Origin of the sequence: Phenylobacterium sp. (assembly GCF_036502675.1) — a bacterium.
In the GTDB taxonomy this organism is placed as follows: Bacteria; Pseudomonadota; Alphaproteobacteria; order Caulobacterales; family Caulobacteraceae; genus Phenylobacterium.
The window spans coordinates 1-18058 of the sequence record NZ_DASXYF010000061.1 but is presented as its reverse complement, the minus strand read 5'-3'; the positions used below and the strand labels follow the sequence as shown (position 1 = coordinate 18058).

Here is an 18058-nt window from a genome sequence, read left to right as displayed (position 1 = left end):
GCAGGCCATCTGCCAGACCTTCGGCCACATCCGCGCCTTCTCGAGCTTCAGCAACTCCGGCGAGGTCCAATCGGACGCCGGGATGAAATCGTCGCGGATGCCGGCGGAGTCCGCGGCCTGGGTGTCGACAAATCCGTCCATCATACAAGTCCGCCCGTTCAATCTTCGCCCAGCGCCAGCGCGCGGCGCGCTCCTTCTGACGCTGCGGGGCGCGACCTGAGGCATCCTAGCCAGGGGTTTCGGCGGCGCCTAGGTCGATGGTGCGCCCGCCGCCGGGTTCGTCGGCGGCGCCAGACGACGCCTGACGCAGCTGCGGCGCCAAGGCTATGGTCCGGCGTTCACCGCGCAAAGGCCCGCCCATGTCCGCCGATCCCAAGTTGTTCGACACCATCTTCTCGACCCGCGCCATGCGTCGGCTGAAGCCCGATCCGGTGGCCGACGCGCTGATCGAGCAGATCCTGCGGGCCGGCCAGGCCGCGCCCAGCGGCAGCAATTCGCAGGCCTGGGGCTTCCTGGTGGTGAGGGACCCCGAGATCAAGAAGGCGGTGCAGGCGCATTACCAGCGTGCCTACGACGCCTACGCCTCCAAGCACTATGCGGCCCAGCTCGCGGCCCTGCCCCCCGGCGAGGACCGCGACAAGCTGGAGCGGCAGACCAAGGCCGTGGCCCATCTCACCGAGCACTTTCACGAGGCGCCGGTGTGGATCGTGGCCTGCCAGCAGGTGGGGCCGCAGGGCGCGGGCGCGAGCTCCGGCGCCTCGATCTATCCGGCGGTGCAGAACATGCTGCTGGCCGCCCGGGCGCTGGGTCTGGGTTCGACGCTCACCGCCCGGCACATGGCCTACGGCAAGGAGGTGGACGCCGTCTTCGGCCTGCCGGAGGGCGTGGTCTCCTTCGCGATCCTGCCGATCGGCTATCCGCTGGGGAACTTCGGGCCGATCCGCCGGGGCCCGCTGTCGGCCGTGACGCACCTGGACCGCTGGGGCCAGCCCTACCTCTGACCGGACACCGCGCGTCGCCCCGGTCAGCCCGACATCCGCCAGCCCGGCGCCGGCGCGCCCTCGCAGGCGCCGGCCGCCGACGCCAGGGCCGCCACCTCGCCCACCACGATCAGCATCGGCCCGCCGCGCGAGCCCGCGGTCAGCTCGGCCAGGCGGTCGAGCCGGCCGGTCGTGAGGCCGGCATGCGGATCGCCGGCGTTCTCCACCACCAGGGCGGGGGTCGAAGGCGCCCGCCCGGCGGCGATCAGGCGCTGCGAGACCTGCCCCGCGGCGGTGGAGCCCATGTAGATCGCCAGCGTCGTCTCCGGATCCGCCCCGGCGGCCCAGTCCATGGCCAGCGCGCCCGCTTCCAGGCGCGCGGTGGCGAACACCACCCGCCGGGCGACGCCGCGATGGGTGAGCGGGAAGTCGAACTGGGCGGCGGCGGCGCAGGCGGCGGTGACGCCGGGGACCACCTCCACCGGCACGCCGTGGGCCTTCAGGAAGGCGCTTTCCTCGCCCACCCGGCCGAAGACCGAGGGATCGCCGCCCTTCAGCCGCACGACGCGCAGGCCGCGGCGCGCGAGCCGCAGCATCAGGCGGTTGATCGCAGCCTGCTCCATGCTGGCGCGGCCGGCGCGCTTGCCGGTCTGGATGCGGACGCAGCCGGGCGGCGCGAGCCCGATCACCTCGTCGTCCACCAGGGCGTCGTAGAGCAGCGCCTGGGCGGTTTCGACCGCGCGCAGGGCGCGCACCGTCAGCAGGTCGGCGGGGCCGGGGCCGGCGCCCACCAGGCGCACCGAGCCGAGGGGAGCTTCAGGCGGCATTGCGGGTCCCCTGGGGAAGGTTGCAGGCGGCGAGGCGGCGCGCGATCTCCGGCCGGCAGGAGCCGCAGTTGGTCCCGGCGCCGGTGGCCTGGCCCACCGCGTCGACGCCGTCCGCTCCGGCGCGGACGGCCTCGTCGATGGCGCGGGCGGACACGCGCAGGCAGGCGCAAATCGTCGGGCCCGGGTCGGCCACCGGCGCCAGCGGCCGGCCGGCCAGCAGGGTGATCCGCGCCTCCGGCGCGAGCTCCGGGGCTTCGAACAGGTCGGCCAGCCAGGCGCGGGGCGGCAGGGCGCCGGCGGCGGTGGTGAACAGCACCTGCTCCAGCCGCCGCCCGCGGATCCAGGCCTCGCGCCGGGCCCCGCTGGCGGGGTCCTCATAGCGCAGCACCTCGGCTTCCTCGATCTCGGGCAGGCCCCGGCGCAGCGCTTCGAGCTCGCTCTCGTCGCCGCGGCCGGCGAATTCATAGAGCTCGCAGGCGGTCTGCGGGATGCGCCGCCAGATCAGCTCCTGGCCCGCCGGTGGGGTGTGCCGCTCGCGGGTGAGCAGGAAGCCCTTCCAGGTCTCGCGGTACGGCCGCACGCGGGCGGGCGTGTGCTTGAACTCCGGCTGGCCGGAGACGGGATCGAGGTTGCGGGCGATCAGCGGGTTCGAGCGGCCGGAGGGCGCGAAGGCGTCCGTCCAGTGCATGGGCATGAAGATCCCGCCCCGCCGCTGCCGGTCGGTGAGCCTGGCGATCGCCACGGCCTCGGCCTGGGCGCTCTGGATGCGGGTGAGGCCGCCCTCGACGACGCCCGCCGCGGCGGCGTCCTGCGGATGGATCTCCACATAGGCCTCCGGCGCGTGGCGCCACAGGTCGGGCGCCAGGCCGGTGCGGGTCATGGTGTGCCACTGGTCGCGGATGCGGCCGGTGTTCAGCGACAGCGGATAGGCCTCGTCGCAGGCGGTCGCGGGACCGGCGGGCCGCACCGGGACCATGTTCGCCCGCCCGTCCGCGGTCTGGAACCGGCCGTCGGTAAACAGCCGCGGCGTGCCGGCGCGATCCGGGCCCACCGGCCACTGCACAGGCGCCAAGCCGTCGTATTCGTCGCGCGACAGGCTGATCAGCCCGGAAAGATCGAGGAACCGCCCCTGGTTCTCGAAGGCGGTCAGCCGGGACCATTCGCGGAAGACGCTGTAGGCGCCGGACCAGGCGAAGGCCTCGCCGTGGCCCATGGCCGTCGCCACGTCGGCGATGATCTTCCAGTCGGCGCGGGCCATGCCGGGGGCCGGGAACAGCGGCCGCTGGCGGCTGATCCGGCGCTCGGAGTTGGTGGCCGTGCCGTCCTTCTCCCCCCAGGCCAGCGCCGGCAGCTTCACGTGGGCGTAGGCCATGGTGTCGGTGTCGGCCATGCAGTCCGAGACCACCACGAACGGGCAGCGGGCCAGCGCCTTGCGCACCCGTCCCGCGTCGGGAAGGCTGACCACCGGGTTGGTGGCCATGATCCACACGGCCTTGATCTTGCCGGAGCCGATGGCGTCGAACATGTCGACGGCCTTCAGGCCGGGTTTCCCGGCGGTGTCGGGCGCGCCCCAGAAGCGGGCGACCCGGTCGCGGTCGGCGGCGGCGAAGTCCATGTGGCCGGCCAGCGTATTGGCCATGCCGCCGGTCTCGCGCCCGCCCATGGCGTTGGGCTGGCCGGTGATCGAGAACGGGCAGGCGCCCGGCTTGCCGATCCGGCCGGTGGCCAGGTGGGCGTTGAGGATCGCCAGGCCCTTGGCCACCCCCTGCGCCGACTGGTTGGCGCCCATGGAGAACAGGCTGACCGTCCGCCCGGTGCGGGCGAACAGGTCGAAGAAGCGGCTGAGGTCGCCGAGCTCCAGGCCGCAATCGGCGGCGACGGCGGCGGGCGACTGGTCGGCCTCGGACAGCGCCGCCTCCACGGCCTCGAAGCCGCTGACGTGCGCCTGGATGAAGGCGCGGTCGATCGCGCCGCGGCGGACCAGCTCGGCCAGCAGGCCGTTCCACAGCCGCACGTCCATCTGCGGGGCCAGCGGCAGGTGCAGGTCGGCGCCCTCGGCGGTGTCGGTGCGGCGCGGGTCGATGACCACATGGCGCTGGCCGCGGGCCCTGGCGGCCTCCATGCGCCGGAAGAGGACGGGGTGCGTCCAGGCGGCGTTGTGGCCGCTGAACACCACTAGGTCGGCGAGGTCCAGGTCCTCGTAGCAGCCGGGGACCAGGTCGGCGCCGAAGGCCTGCTTGTGGGCGCTGACCGCCGAGGCCATGCACAGGCGCGAGTTGGTGTCGATGTTGCCGGAGCCGATGAAGCCCTTCATCAGCTTGTTGGCGGCGTAGTAGTCCTCGGTGAGCAGCTGGCCCGAGACGTAGAAGGCCACCGAATCCGGCCCGTGCCGGGCGATGGTCTGGGCGAAGCGGCGGGCGACCAGGCCTGTGGCCTCCGACCAGGCGGCCTCGCGGTCGACGATCATCGGCGCCAGCAGCCGGCCGTCCAGCCCCACCGTCGCGCCCAGGGCCGCGCCCTTGGAGCACAGGCGGCCCTGGTTGGCCGGGTGGGCCGCGTCGCCGGCGACGGTGAGCGTCCGGCCGCCGATGACCCGGCCGGACACCCCGCATCCCACCCCGCAATAGGGGCAGGCGGTCTTCACGGCCGCCGGACTGGTCGCGCCGTCCGCCACGGTCAGGCCCCGACCAGGCCCAGCAGCACCCGGCCGTCGCGCACCTCCAGCGGCACGACGGGCGCGCAGCCCATGCCCCGGTCGGCGCCGACGCCCTCGCCGGTGGCCAGGTCGATCACCCGGCCGTGCAGCGGGCAGGTCACCGACCGGCCGTGGACCATGCCCTGGCTCAACGGGCCCTGCTTGTGCGGGCAGGCGTCCATCAGGGCGAACACCTGGTTGTCGCCGGTGCGGAACACCGCCACGTCGCCGATGGGGCTCGGCAGCTTGCGCGCGCCCCGGCGGGGGATGTCGGTCACCGCGCCGACGTCGATCCAGGCGATGGCCGGTCCTTTGACGGGCGCGTTCATGCGGGGGCGAACTCCAGGCGGCGGCTCATGGGATGGAACTCGTCGTTGTGCCGGCCGGCGACCCGCTCGGCCCAGGGGTCGATGCGGGCGAAGCGCTGCGAGTAGGAGAACCGGTCGTAGAGCGCCTTGCGGTCCTCGGGGTCGGCCAGCCGGTCCTGGATCGAGGCCAGGCCGACGCGGTCCATCCACTTGTAGATCCGCTCCGCGTAGAAGGCCTCCTCCCGGTAGAGCTGCACCAGGGCGCAGATCGTCCAGACGGCCTCGTTCTCGCTGGCGACCCGGGTGAGGATCTCCGTGCCGCGGATGTGCAGGCCCGCCGCCCCGCCGATATGGATCTCGTAGCCGCTGTCGACGCAGACCACGCCCACGTCCTTGCAGGTGGCCTCCGCGCAGTTCCGCGGGCAGCCGGAAACGCCCATCTTCACCTTGGCCGGCGTCCAGGAGCCCCACATGAACTTCTCGAGGCGCACGCCCAGGCCGGTGGAGTCCTGGGTCCCGAAGCGGCACCATTCGGTCCCGACGCAGGTCTTCACCGTGCGCAGCCCCTTGGCGTAGGCGTGGCCGGAGACCATGCCGGCGGCGTTGAGGTCGGCCCAGACCGCGGGCAGGTCCTCCTTCTTCACGCCCAGCAGGTCGATGCGCTGTCCGCCGGTGACCTTGACCGTGGGGATGGCGAACTTGTCGGCCACGTCGGCGATGGCGCGCAGTTCGGCTGGCGTGGTGACGCCGCCCCACATGCGGGGCACCACGGAGAAGGTGCCGTCCTTCTGGATGTTGGCGTGGGCCCGTTCGTTGATGAACCGCGACTGCTTGTCGTCGCGGTAGTCCCCGGGCCAGGCGCAGAGCAGATAGTAGTTCAGCGCCGGCCGGCATGTGGCGCAGCCGTCCGGCGTGGTCCACTCCAGGGCCTGCATCACCGCCGGCTGCGACTTCAGCCCGTCGGCCATGATGGCGCGGCGGACCTCGGCGTGGCCGTGATGGGTGCACTTGCAGACCGGCGCCGGCCCCGTCTGGGCCTGGAAGCCGTCGCCCAGGGCGAGCTTCAGCAGCTGCTCGACCAGCGGTGTGCAGGAGCCGCAGGAGGCGGACGCTTTGGTGACGCCGCGCACCGCGTCCAGGGTCGCCAGGCCCTGTTCGGCGATGGCGCCGGTGATCTGGCCCTTGCACACGCCGTTGCAGCCGCAGATCTCCTGCGTGTCGGACATCGCTGCAACGGCCGAACTAGGGTCCACGCCGGCCAGCGCCTCCGTGATCGCCTGGCCGAAGACCAGGGTCTCGCGGATGTCGGTGACGTCCCTGGCGGACCGCATCAGGTCGAAGTACCAGCCGCCGTCGGCCGCATCGCCGAACAGCACCGCGCCGGCCACCTTGCCGTCCTGCAGCACCACACGTTTGTAGACCCCGCGGCCGGCGTCGCGCAGGACGATGTCCTCGCAGCCCTCGCCGCCGCCGAATGCGCCGGCCGAGAACACGTCGACGCCCGAGACCTTGAGCCGCGTCGACAGCAGCGAGCCGCCGTAGGCCGCCGCGTCGTCGCCGGTCAGGGCCGCCGCCAGGGTGCGGCACATGTCCCAGATCGGGGCCACCAGCCCATAGGCCACGCCCCGGTGCTCGGCGCATTCCCCGACGGCGTAGATGTCCGGGTCGGCGGTGCGCATCCGGTCGTCGACGATCACGCCGCGTCCGACCGGGAGCTCGGCGGCCTTGGCCAGCGTCACGTTCGGCCGGATGCCCACCGCCATCACCAGCAGGGTGCAGGGCAGGACGCGGCCGTCGGAGAGCTGCAGGCCGCCGACCCGGCCGTCCTCGCCCAGGATCTCCTGCGACTGGGCGGAAAGGATGGTCTCCACCCCGCGGTCGGAGAGCGCCTGGCTCAGCAGGAAGCCCGCCGCGCTGTCGAGCTGGCGCTCCATCAGCACGTCCATCAGGTGCACGACGGTGGCCTGCATGCCGCGCCGCGCCAGGCCGTAGGCGGCCTCCAGGCCCAGCAGGCCGCCGCCGATCACCACCGCCGCCCCGCCCGCGTCGGCGGCCCGGACCATCTGGTCCACGTCGTCCAGGTCGCGGAAGGTGACGACGCCCTTCAGGTCCGCCCCCGGCAGCGGCAGGCGCACCGGGTCGGAGCCGGCGGCCAGGATCAGCTTGTCGTAGGGGACGCTGAGCCCGCCCTCGGCCTGCACCGTCTTCGCGGCCCGGTCGATGGACCGGACGGCGCGGCCGGCGTGCAGGGTGATCCCGTTGTCGCGGTACCAGGCCTCGTCGTTGATGACGATGTCGTCGAAGGCCTTCTCCCCCGCCAGCACCGGCGAGAGCATGATGCGGTTGTAGTTCACCCGCGGCTCGGCGCCGAAGATGGTGATCTCGTAGCGGTCGGGGTCGCGCTTGAGGATGTCCTCGACCGCCCGGCACCCGGCCATCCCGTTGCCGATCACCACCAGGCGCGGCTTGGTTGCTTTCGCTTGCATGGCGGGCCCCTCAGACCCGGACCGGCACGGCGTCGCCGCCGGCCAGGGTGGGCCAGGCGGCCCGCCAGCGGGGACCCAGGCCGACCAGGGCCACGAGGGCGAACAGCGCCAGGGCGGCGAAGCCCAGGAAGCCCAGCTGGTAGGAGCCGGTCAGCTTCTTCGCCAGGCCGAGGGAGGAGGCCAGGTAGAAGCCGCCGACGCCGCCGGTCATGCCGATGAACCCGGTCATCACCCCGATCTCCTTGCGGAAGCGCTGCGGGGCGAGCTGGAACACCGCGCCGTTGCCGGCGCCTAGGGCGCACATGCTGAACAGCAGGACGGCCAGGGCGATCCAGGGACTGGGGAACGGGAAGCTGGCGGCCGCCAGGCCCACGGCGGCCAGGGCGTAGACCACCCTCAGGGTCCGCACGCCGCCGAAGCGGTCGGCCAGCGCCCCGCCGACCGGGCGGATGAACGAGCCGGCGAACACGCAGGCCGCCGTGAAGAAGCCGGCGATCACCGGGTCCAGGCGGTACTCCGAGTTGAAATAGATGGTCAGCGAGGACGACAGGCCCACGAAGCCGCCGAAGGTGACGCCGTACAGCAGCATCAGCCACCAGGCGTCGGGCGTCTTCAGCACCTCGAGGTACTCGGCCAGGCGCTTGGGCGCCGGCTGCTCCGGGGCGTCCTTGGCCAGGAACAGGTAGGTGACGAAGGCCACGGCCAGCGGCAGGGTGGCCAGGCCCAGCACATTGACCCAGCCGAAGTGCTTGGCCAGCGCCGGGGCGAACAGGGCGGCCAGCGCCGTGCCGGAGTTGCCGGCTCCGGCGATGCCGAGCGCCAGGCCCTGATACTCCGGCGGGTACCAGCGCGAGGCCAGCGGCAGGGCCACGGCGAAGGAGGCGCCGGCCACGCCCAGCAGCACGCCCACGGCCAGCACCTGGCTGAAGGCGTGCACGCCCAGCATCCAGGCCGCGCCCAGGCCGGCCAGCACGATGGTCTGCAGGATGGCGCCGGTCCGCCTTGGCCCGATCCGGTCGACCATCACCCCGGCGACCAGGCGCAGCAGCGCGCCCGACAGCACGGGAACGGCCACCATCAGGCCCTTCTGGGCGGGATCGAGGTGGAAGTCCCTGGCGATCGCCACGCCGAGGGGACCCAGGAGCACCCAGACCATGAAGCTGATGTCGAAATAGAAGAAGGCGGAGAACAAGGTGGGCGCATGCCCCGCCTTCAGGAACGAACGACTCAACATGGGAACCTCGGGGGTGAACGAGAGCGGCGACTTCGCCGGGAAGGTGACCGCATCCGAGCGGTCGTCTCGATCAGCCTCGAACGTCGTTGTCCGTGGACCTGGGATCGTTGTGGCGGCGCAGCATCGGGCCTGTACAGCGGGGTCCTGCCCGCAGGCGGGCGGTTTTCGCCGGTCGCCCGATTCCGCAGCGCCGAAAGCGGGCGCTGGTGAAATTATGAGCGTTCAGTTGCGACAATCCTGCCTAAACTACGAGCACATGCTGCGCGCTGCGATGGCCCACGCGCCTGTCCGCCCCTCGCCCGGGCGTGGGAGTCGTGCATCAAGGTCCCCGCGAGGCGACCGCGGCGCTCGCGTAGACCTCAGCTCGCCGAGACCGCCCGCCGGTAGAGCCGCCAGGTGGCGTGGCCCAGCACCGGCACCACGACGATCAGCCCGACCAGCGCCGGCAGCGATCCGATCACCAGGCTCCCGGCGATGACCGCGCCCCACAGCGCCATGGTCCCCGGGTTGGCCGCCACCACCCGCAGGGAGGTGCGGATCGCCGCGCCCACGCCCACGTCGCGGTCGAGCAGCAGCGGGAAGGAGACCACGCTGACCGCCAGGGCGGCCACCGCGAACAGGAAACCCACCCCGCAGCCGAGGGCGATCATCGCCCAGCCGGCGGGCGTCGACACCACGTCATGCATGAAGGACCCGGCGGAGGCCGGCGGCTGCGGGCCGAGCGTGCCGTTGTAGATCTGCCAGGCGGCCGCCAGCCACAGGAGGAAGATCCCGACCATCACCAGGCTCAACAGCACGATGGAGCCGAAGCCCGGCGAGCGGACCACCCCGAAGGCGTCGGCGAAATGCACCGGCAGGCCTGCCTCGCGCCGCCGGCTGATCTCGTAGAGGCCGAGCGCCGCCACCGGCCCCAGCAGCGCGAAGCCGGAGGCCAGGGGGAACACCATCGGCAACAGGTCGTGGCCATAGGCCAGCCTGGCCAGCACCAGGCCGGCGACCGGGTAAATCAGCCCGACGAACGCCACGTCGGCCCGATAGGCGCCGAGGTCTCCGAACCCCTCGCGCAACGACGCCCACAGGTCGTGCGCGGTGAGCCTGCGGACTTCCAGCCTCGACGTCGCCAGGCGGTGCGCGCGCCGCGGGCGGGTCATCGCCTGCACGACGTCGGTGATCTGCTCGACGCCCATCTCGAAGGGGTTTCTGATGTGATTTTCGGCCGACATGCTCGCTCCTCCCGAACGTGGGTTCCAGGAGCGTGGTCCGCCATGCCGACCCGGGCCGCTGAGGCTGTTGCGAGGCAGACCACATCCCGGAGACAGCAAAAGCCTAACCCCAAAACGCGGTGATGTCGTCCCTGCAATTTCCCGCGGCTGGCGGCCCCCGGTCTTGGTTACACCTTGGATTTGCGGGGTGTTTTCCTGAAATAGATCTGAAACCTAGGCGTGCGTTCATGGGGTGCGTGCAACTTCGGCGCGCCACAATTCCAGTCGTCGTCGCAGGCCCGTGTGATCGTAGGTGGAAAGTTCGTCTGGCTGCACTTCCCCAAGTGCGCCGGCCACGCCGTGGAGCAGGCGCTGAAAAGCGTCCTGCGCCGCGACCGCGCCGCCGCCTTCGACGCGCCCGACCGCGAAGGCTGGCACGATTCCCCGCGCGACCGCCGCCGCCGCGAGGCGGACCCGCAGCTCTCGGACCGGACGGTGATCTGCGGCTTCCGGCGCCTGCCGTTCTGGATGCTGAGCCGGGCGCACTACGAGGCGTCGCGCCCGCCCTATCAATGCGTCACCCGGGCCATGTTTTGCCGCGGGGAGTATTTTCACCAGAACGGCCAGGTCGGCAAAGCGGACGACCATGCGCTGTACTACGGCGAGGCCGACGTCGAGCGGTGGATCCGCACCGAGCACCTGCCCGAGGACTTCGAGCGCTCGTTCGGCGACATCCTGGGCTCGCGCCTGACCCGGGCGGCGGTGCGCAAGCTGCGGCGCATCGTCAACGGCACGCGCCTCAACTACATCCGCAGCCTGGACTTCCACTTCACCGCCGGCGAGCTGGAGGCGCTCTACGCCGCCAACCCGGCCTGGGCGGCGCGGGAGCGGGAGCTGTATGGCGATATCCTCAGGCTGTCCGACCGCCGGCTCCAGCCGACCTATTTCCTCGACCGCCGCCTGCGGTTCGTCGCCGCCAGCGGCGTGGCGCTCGACACCTGGGGCATGTCGGCCGAGGAGGTGATCGGCAAGCATCTGCTGGAGGTGTTTCCGCGCGCCAGCGGCAGCGAGTCCTATGCGGCGCACCTCAGGGCGCTGCGCACCATGCGCTCCGTCAGGCTGGACACCATCTCGCCCACGTTCGACGAGCCCGTGCGCCTCGATCTCCAGCCGACCCGCGCCGGCCTGCAGGTCAGCTTCCGGAGGTCGGCCTAGCTTTCCACAAACGCCTGCAGCCGTCCGAGCGCCTCGTCCCAGTGGGCCGAGACGCCGTCGAGGTAGCTGCGCGCCGCGGCGACGGGCTCGGGCCGGTAGGCGAACCGGCTCTCGCGGCCCACCCGCAGGCTGCGCACCAGGCCCGCCTTCTCCAGCACGCGCAGGTGTTTGGTCACGGCCTGGCGGGTGAGGGTGGTGTCGGCCGACAGGGCGGCGATCGAGCGGACCCCGCCGTCGCTGAGCCTGGCCAGCAGCGACAGGCGCGTGCGGTCGCCCAGCGCCGCGAACACCGGCGCCGGGTCCGCCCCACGCTCCGTCGCCCCCGGGCTAGGACTCGACATGGGCGCGGATATTCCCGGTCTGCTGGGTCCAGCCGCCGTCGTTCATCCGCATCGCCTCCTCGCGCCGGTGGGCGGGGACGGCGTCGAAGCCGGATTCCACGATCGTCAGCGCCGTTCCCTCCGGCGCCGGCGTCAGGCGGAACTCCACCAGGGTGGGCGTCTCGGCGCCGTAGTCGACCTGGGGGTCGACCGCATAGGGATGCCAGGTGAAGGAGAACAGGCGCGGGGCCTCCATCGCCACCACCGTCGCCTCCCATTTCAGGTGCTCATAGCCGGGGTGGGTGATGTGGCCGCGGACGGCCTGGCCGGGGACGAACGGATCGTCCAGCTTGACCCGGAACCACTGGCCGAACTCGACAGGGTCGGTGAGGGCGCGCCACACCCGTTCGACGGGCGCGCGCAGGGCGATGCGCTTTTCGATGCGGTCGGACATTTTCGAGCAACCTCCTGGTTGCCCTTTTATGGTCGATCGGAACCGGATACGCAACCAGAAAGTTGCCTGTATGCGGTCGGTCGACGGCGGCGGCCCCGGTGAACTACCTTGCGGCCGAACCGGTACGTCCCTGAAGATGGCCGCCGTGGAGGAACCATGCCCAGCGCCGGCGCGACAAAACCCTGGCCCGCCATGAGCATCGCGGCCGCCCACGCCGCCCTCACCGGCCCGGGCTCGCCCTTCGAGATCGAGGAGCGGGTGATCGACGGCCGCCGCCTGCGGGTCTGGAAGCACGCCGCCCCCACCACCGGCGCGCAGCTGACCGCCGCCCGCGCCTTCGGCGAACGGACCTTCCTGGTGCATGAGGACGAGCGGGTCGGCTTCGAGGCCTTCCACCGCGCGGTCGCGGTCTTCGCCGCCGAGCTGGTCCGGCGCGGGCTCGCGCCCGGCGACCGGGCGGCGCTGGTCATGCGCAACCTGCCGGAGTGGGCGGTCGCCTTCTACGCCGTGACCGCCGCCGGCGGCGTCGCCACGCCGCTCAACGCCTGGTGGACCGCCGGCGAGCTGGCCTACGCCCTGAAGGACAGCGGGGCGAAGCTCCTGGTGGTCGACGCCGAGCGGCTGGCGCGGATCGGGGAGGTGCTCGGCGAATGCCCGGACCTGCGGCACGGCTACGCCGCGCGGGCCGCCGCCGACCTGCCGGCGAATTTCACGCCCCTGGAGGCGGTGATAGGTCCGCCCGGGAGCTGGGAGCGCCTGCCGGACCGGCCTTTGCCCGACGTGGCGCTGGGGCCGGAGGACAACGCCACCCTGTTCTACACCTCCGGCACCACGGGCGCGCCGAAGGGCGCCTTGGGCACCCACCGCAACATGCTCTCGAACGCCGTCGGCGCGGCCTGCGTCGCCGCGCGGGCCTTCCTGCGCCGCGGCGAGGCGCCGCCCGCGCCGGATCCCGACGCGCCGCAGCCCGGAGGCCTGGTCTCCATCCCGTTCTTCCACGTGACCGGCTGCTTCGCGGTGCTGTCTCCGGCGCTGCAGGGCGGCGCGAAGCTGGCCATGATGCGCCGCTGGGACGCCGAGGCGGCCATGCGGCTGATCGAGCGCGAGCGGCTGACCTCCGCCGGCGGCGTCCCCGCCATCGCCTGGGAGCTCGTCGAGCACCCGGCGCGCCACAAGTACGACCTCTCGTCCCTGCAGACGATCAGCTACGGCGGGGCTCCGGCGCCGCCGGAGCTGGTCCGCCGTATCCTGCAGGAATTCCCGGGCGCCGTGGCGGGAAGCGGCTGGGGCATGACCGAGACCTCGGGCATGGCCACCCAGCACGCCGCCGAGGACTACGCCCACCGCCCCGACAGCGCCGGCCCGGCGGCGCCGGTGGGCGACCTGAAGATCATGTCGCCGGCCGGCGACCGCGAGCTTCCGGCGGGGGAGGTGGGCGAGCTGTGGTTCCGCGGGCCGCAGGTGGTCCGCGGCTACTGGAACAAGCCCGAGGCGACGGCCGAGACCTTCGTCGACGGCTGGGTCAGGACCGGCGACCTGGCGCGGGTGGACGGGGAAGGCTTCCTGTTCATCGTCGACCGGGCGAAGGACATGGTCATCCGCGGCGGCGAGAACATCTACTGCGTGGAGGTGGAGAACGTCCTCTACGAGCACCCGGCGGTGGTCGACGCCGCCGTCATCGGCCTGCCGCACCGCACCCTCGGCGAGGAGCCCGCCGCGGTGGTGACGTTGAAGCCGGGCGCCGCGGTCACCGGCGAGGAGCTCCGCCGGCACGTCGCCGGCCGGCTGGCCGCCTTCAAGACGCCGGTGGAGGTGCGTGTCCGTTCCGAGCCCCTGCCGCGCAACGCCAACGGCAAGATCCTCAAGCCCGCCCTCAGGGAGCTGTTCGGCAAGGATAAGGGTTAGCGCCCTCTTTCCTCCCCTGTCCCGAAGAGCGAGTGGTGGAGGGGGCGCGGTTCTGCAGTGCGTCGGCCGCCACCTCCCGTCCTCTTCGGGACAGCGGAGGAAAAAGGCGTGACGAGATGTGTGCACCCCTTGGCCGATTCCGGGGGAGCGGGCCGGGATCAACAGAGGCCGAGTGCGTTCTAAGCGCCTACCGGCTGGAACACCCGGTTCAGGAAACGCACGATCACCTCCTCGAACACCGCGTTGTTGTCGCCCACCACCATGTGGCCGGCGCCGCTGACGTGGGCCACCTCCAGCTGCGGGATGCTGGCGCGCAGGGTGTCGATGCCGGCCTCGTCGACGATGTCGCTCATGACGCCGTGCACCAGCAGCACCGGCGCCTTGATCGCCCCAGCCGCTTCGTCCAGCAGGTCGGTGCGGATCACCTGGTCCACGTCGCCCCCGCGCCGCAGCATCGCCGGGTCCCAGTGCCAGTGGTAGCGCCCGTCCGGCCGCAGCCGCAGGTTCTTCATGAGGCCCGTGTTGGACTTGGGCCGGGGGCGGCCCGGACGATATTCCGCGACGGCGTCGGCCGCCTCCTCCAGGGTGGCGAAACCGTCGACGTGCCGGCGCATGAAGCCGCCGATCCGCTGGACGCCCTCGGGCGCGATGCGCGTCGCCACGTCCACCAGCACCAGCGCCCCGACCCGCTCGCCCAGGGGCTTGCTGGCCATCAGCGAGGCCAGCCCGCCCATCGAGGCCCCGACCAGCGCCGCCGGGCCCCTGGCCATGGTCCGCACCACGGCCTCCACGTCGGCGGCGTAGCGCTGGAAGCGGTAGTCGGCGTCGGGTGACCAGGCGCTGTCGCCATGCCCGCGCATGTCCAGCGACAGCACCCGGTAGCCCTGTCCGGCCAGGACTTTCGCCGTGTCGCGCCAGGAGTGGCGGGTCTGCCCCCCGCCGTGGGTCATCAGCACGAACGGGCCGTCAGGCGGGCCGGAAATGTCGCCCGACAGCATGAGGCCGTCGGCCCCTTCGACCTGTATCACTTCGGGCTGGGGTCCGGTCATGAGCTGGCATCCTGTGTTCACGTCGCCGTCCATCGCTATCATCAACGCCTGGAGCCTGGGCGCAATCCACGTTAGCCCTGGCGGCTCGCGCAAGATCCGCGCGGACAGGGAGACATGGATCATGCCGGCGCTGTCCGAGGAACAGGTGCTGCTGCGCGACGCCGCCCGCGCCTGGGCGGGGCGGCAGTCGCCCACGACCGCCCTGCGCCGCGTGCGCGACGGCGCGGCGCCGCTGGGCTACGAGCCCGCCGCCTGGGACCAGATGGCCGCGATGGGCTGGGCCGGTGTGATCGTCCCCGAGGCCTACGGCGGCTCGGACTTCGGCTGCCGCTCCATGGGGCTGCTGCTGGAGGAGACCGGCCGCACGCTCACCGCCTCGCCGCTGCTGGCCACCGGCCTGGTCGCGGCCAGCGCGCTCGTGCTGGGCGGCACGGACGTCCAGCGCCGGGAATGGCTGCCCAAGATCGCCGCCGGCGAGCTGGTGGCGACGCTGGCGGTGGACGAGGGAGCGCACCACGCGCCCGAGCGCACGGCGCTCGGCGCCGTCGCCTCCGCCTCCGGCTACACCTTGACCGGCGCCAAGGCCTTCGTGCTCGAAGGCATGGCCGCCGGCCTGTTCGTCGTGGCCGCCCGCACCTCGGGCCGCCCGGGCGAACGGAGCGGGATCACCCTGTTCCTGGTTCCCGGCGGCGTGGAGGGGGTCGGCCGCACGCCGCGCGCCCTGGCCGACAGCCGCGGCTACGCCGCCGTGGCGTTCGACCGGGTGGAGCTGGGCGCGGAGTATGTGCTGGGCCCGCTCGACGAAGGCTGGGACCTGCTGGAGCGGGTGCTCGACCGCGCCCGGGCCGGGGTGGCCGCCGAGATGCTGGGCGCCGCCGGCCAAGCCTTCGAGATCACCCTGGAATACCTCAAGACGCGCGTCCAGTTCGGCCAGCCGATCGGCGCCTTCCAGGCGCTGCAGCACCGCGCCGCGAAAATGTTCACCGAGCTGGAGCTCGCCCGCTCGGCGGTGGAAGCGGCGCTGGACGCCCTCGACGAGGCCGCGCCCGACGCGCCCCTGCTGGTCAGCCTGGCCAAGGCCAAGACGGGCGACGCGATCCACCTGGTCTCCAACGAGATGGTCCAGCTGCACGGGGGGATCGGCATGACCGACGTCCACGACGCCGGCCTCTACCTGAAGCGCGCCCGCGCCCTGGAGGCGATCTTCGGCGGCCAGGCCTTCCATCGCGACCGCTACGCTCGATTGCAGGGCTACTAGAGCGGAATTCGCTCAGGTTGAATCGCGCCTCAAACACCGCTCATTCCCGCTTTCGCGGGGATGAGACACTTAACCTAAATAACTAGAAATAAACAACAAAAAATGCTACAACTCTCTACACAAGGGCTGCACAGCAACGGAAAATCAATCACTTAGGCCGCCGTTCTGCACAGAACCTGCACAAGCGTGGAGCGAGCAATGGCATTTGTCACGGACAAGGAGGAACTGAAGCCCGGCCTGGTCATCTTTCGCCGGGCGGATGTGCAGCATCGCAATTGGTATTGCCGGGTGAAGCTGCCGAAGGCTGACCGCTACAAGACCTTCTCGCTCAAGACCTCAGACATCAACGCTGCCCGCGACCGGGCTTACGACCATGACGCGGACGTTCGCTTCCGGCTCAAGCATGACGTGCCGGTGTTCAATCGTCCGTTCCGCGACGTGGCGAAGGAATATTTGACGACGCAGGAGGCGCGCGCCAAGCGCGGTGAAATCAGCCCGGCGCGGCCCAAAAAGCTCAAAGCGGTGCTCGAAGGTGCGCTGGAAGCCTATGTCGGCTCGACACAGGTGCACCTGATCGGCGACGAGCTATGGGGCAGCTATCCCGCGTGGCGGCGCGAGAACGGTGCGGGGCGCAACAAGCGCAACGGCGTGCGGGAAGTGTCGGCAAGCTTGGCTGAGAAGTTCGCAGTTCAGGATGCGGCGTCGCGGACCAAGGCGATGCACAGCCGAGGCATCAAATTGAGCAAGGCCCTCGCGGCCAAGGCCGCAGCCCCGCTCGCCGAGCGGACGGTGGCGTTCATCAGCGATTCCACCATCCGCTTCGAGATGTCGATTTTCGGTGCGGTGATGAACTACGCCGTCAAGAAGCGCTACGTCCCCGCGAGCAAGCGCTTCGACGAGCGCCCCAAGCTCAAGACCATGCGGCGCGATGAGTTCACTGTCGAAGAATACCGAAAGCTCCACACACAAGGGCGCCGGTGGATCAAGAAGGACCACGAGGGTAATCCCAACAAGCCGGTTGCCGAGTGGTATCGGACCATGACCTACAACATGATCCTGATCGCCTGTAACACCGGCATGCGGCCATCGGAGTTGAGAAACCTCCGTTGGCGCGACATCACGACCGCCAAGGACCGTGACGGTCGCGAGATCATGGTGCTGTTCGTGCAGGGCAAGGGCAAATCGCGCAAGCTGGTCGCGCCCAAGAGCGTGGGCGACTACCTTGATCGCATCCGAGAGATTTCAAAAGCCACAGAGCCGGAAGACCGCGTGTTCACCACCAGCACCGGCCAGCCGACGCAATCGCTCTACAAACATCTGATCGATGACCTGTTGACCCGCTCCGGCCTACGCGAAGGACCGGGCGGCACCATCCGCTCCACCTATAGCTTCCGCCACACCTACGCCACCTTCCGCCTTGGCGAAGGGGTCGATGTCTATTTCCTCGCCGAGCAAATGGGCACCTCGGTCAAGATGATCGAAGACCACTATGGGCATGTAAACACCATCAAGCATGCCGACCGCGTGCTGATGGGCATCGGCGGCTGGGAGACGATGCACGCTGAAATGAATGCTGAGTCAGACGCCGAAGAGGCTAACGCCAAGTCAGCGCAGGCCTCAAAAGCGCGGCAATCCAAGAAGCCGCCGCGTTCCAAACGCTAGCCTGCATCGACCAGCCGTCGAGTTCGATGGCCGATGCATCGGAGGCTCGCGGTCCTGCCGTTTCCGCAACGCGCCGCTGGCGCTTCTCTGTTGCGGACCGGCCAAGCGACGGATGGGATCAGGGTGCGCCGAGCGTCCAGCACCCCCGTCCTTCGCGTCTTCCCGTAGTCCGGCTTCCTCCGCCGCTGGCGACCAAGAGGAGGTCGGGCAAGGTCTTGCTACATGGCGTGTGTGATCACACGCTGCTGTTCTCCGATGTCTCCACCACAACACTGTCCGGTGCTTCCTGATGGGGGTTCCTGGCGCGAACCCGCCGATCAACGGGGCCGCCTAAGCGCCCGAACGAATTTCGCCAGCGCCCCAAAGAGTGCCGCCAACGCGGTGACCAGGGCCGTGATGTCTGTGCATGTCATAAATCCTCCTCTGTTGCCGCGTGCGCCATGCACGACGGATGAGGAGACCC

General features: G+C 71.0%; 14 protein-coding genes. 5 read left to right on the top strand and 9 right to left on the bottom strand.

The window, feature by feature from the left end; all coding sequences use genetic code 11:
- Positions 1-359 precede the first annotated feature (359 nt).
- Positions 360-1001, top strand: coding sequence for a nitroreductase family protein (locus VGL30_RS07280; protein WP_331538339.1), 642 nt, complete (start codon positions 360-362; stop codon positions 999-1001).
- 23 nt (positions 1002-1024) lie between these two features.
- Here the strand turns inward: VGL30_RS07280 and cobA are convergent, their stop codons facing one another.
- From cobA to VGL30_RS07250, 6 genes are all read right to left on the bottom strand, one after another.
- Positions 1025-1807, bottom strand: coding sequence for a uroporphyrinogen-III C-methyltransferase (gene cobA, locus VGL30_RS07275; RefSeq protein WP_331538337.1), 783 nt, complete (start codon positions 1805-1807; stop codon positions 1025-1027).
- Positions 1797-4481 (bottom strand): molybdopterin-dependent oxidoreductase, encoded by a 2685-nt coding sequence (locus VGL30_RS07270; RefSeq protein WP_331538335.1) that lies wholly within the window; start codon positions 4479-4481, stop codon positions 1797-1799. Before VGL30_RS07270 ends, cobA begins: the two co-directional genes overlap by 11 nt.
- Before the next feature lie 2 nt (positions 4482-4483).
- Positions 4484-4831, bottom strand: a complete 348-nt coding sequence (locus tag VGL30_RS07265) for a nitrite reductase (NAD(P)H) small subunit (RefSeq protein WP_331538332.1) — start codon at positions 4829-4831, stop codon at positions 4484-4486.
- Complete coding sequence (gene nirB / locus VGL30_RS07260) at positions 4828-7296, bottom strand: nitrite reductase large subunit NirB (protein WP_331538330.1); 2469 nt, start codon at positions 7294-7296, stop codon at positions 4828-4830. The genes VGL30_RS07265 and nirB overlap by 4 nt, the downstream gene beginning before the upstream one ends.
- A 10-nt stretch (positions 7297-7306) precedes the next feature.
- Entirely contained in the window at positions 7307-8530 is a 1224-nt protein-coding gene (locus tag VGL30_RS07255) for a nitrate/nitrite transporter (RefSeq protein ID WP_331538328.1), read from the bottom strand.
- A gap of 359 nt (positions 8531-8889) precedes the next feature.
- Positions 8890-9753 (bottom strand): DUF2189 domain-containing protein, encoded by an 864-nt coding sequence (locus VGL30_RS07250; protein ID WP_331538326.1) that lies wholly within the window; start codon positions 9751-9753, stop codon positions 8890-8892.
- 282 nt (positions 9754-10035) lie between these two features.
- On the opposite strand from VGL30_RS07250, the gene VGL30_RS07245 reads away from it, so the two are divergent.
- Positions 10036-10947, top strand: coding sequence for a hypothetical protein (locus VGL30_RS07245; RefSeq protein ID WP_331538324.1), 912 nt, complete (start codon positions 10036-10038; stop codon positions 10945-10947).
- Here VGL30_RS07245 and VGL30_RS07240 read toward each other — a convergent pair.
- On the bottom strand, positions 10944-11288 hold the full coding sequence (locus tag VGL30_RS07240; RefSeq protein WP_331538322.1) for a metalloregulator ArsR/SmtB family transcription factor: 345 nt from the start codon (positions 11286-11288) through the stop codon (positions 10944-10946). The two genes, VGL30_RS07245 and VGL30_RS07240, sit on opposite strands and share 4 nt — an antisense overlap.
- Positions 11275-11721, bottom strand: coding sequence for an SRPBCC family protein (locus tag VGL30_RS07235; protein WP_331538320.1), 447 nt, complete (start codon positions 11719-11721; stop codon positions 11275-11277). Before VGL30_RS07235 ends, VGL30_RS07240 begins: the two co-directional genes overlap by 14 nt.
- A 192-nt stretch (positions 11722-11913) precedes the next feature.
- Between VGL30_RS07235 and VGL30_RS07230 the strand changes: the two genes are divergently transcribed.
- The gene (locus VGL30_RS07230) at positions 11914-13626 is read left to right on the top strand and encodes a class I adenylate-forming enzyme family protein (protein WP_331538318.1); all 1713 of its coding nucleotides are present in this window, start codon (positions 11914-11916) and stop codon (positions 13624-13626) included.
- 179 nt (positions 13627-13805) lie between these two features.
- Here the strand turns inward: VGL30_RS07230 and VGL30_RS07225 are convergent, their stop codons facing one another.
- Entirely contained in the window at positions 13806-14675 is an 870-nt protein-coding gene (locus VGL30_RS07225) for an alpha/beta hydrolase (protein WP_331538316.1), read from the bottom strand.
- A gap of 121 nt (positions 14676-14796) precedes the next feature.
- Between VGL30_RS07225 and VGL30_RS07220 the strand changes: the two genes are divergently transcribed.
- Complete coding sequence (locus tag VGL30_RS07220; protein ID WP_331538313.1) at positions 14797-15933, top strand: acyl-CoA dehydrogenase family protein; 1137 nt, start codon at positions 14797-14799, stop codon at positions 15931-15933.
- 198 nt (positions 15934-16131) lie between these two features.
- Positions 16132-17595 carry a site-specific integrase gene (locus tag VGL30_RS07215; protein WP_331538311.1) on the top strand — a complete coding sequence of 488 codons (1464 nt, stop codon included), beginning with the start codon at positions 16132-16134 and terminating at the stop codon, positions 17593-17595.
- The last annotated feature ends 463 nt before the right edge of the window (positions 17596-18058 follow it).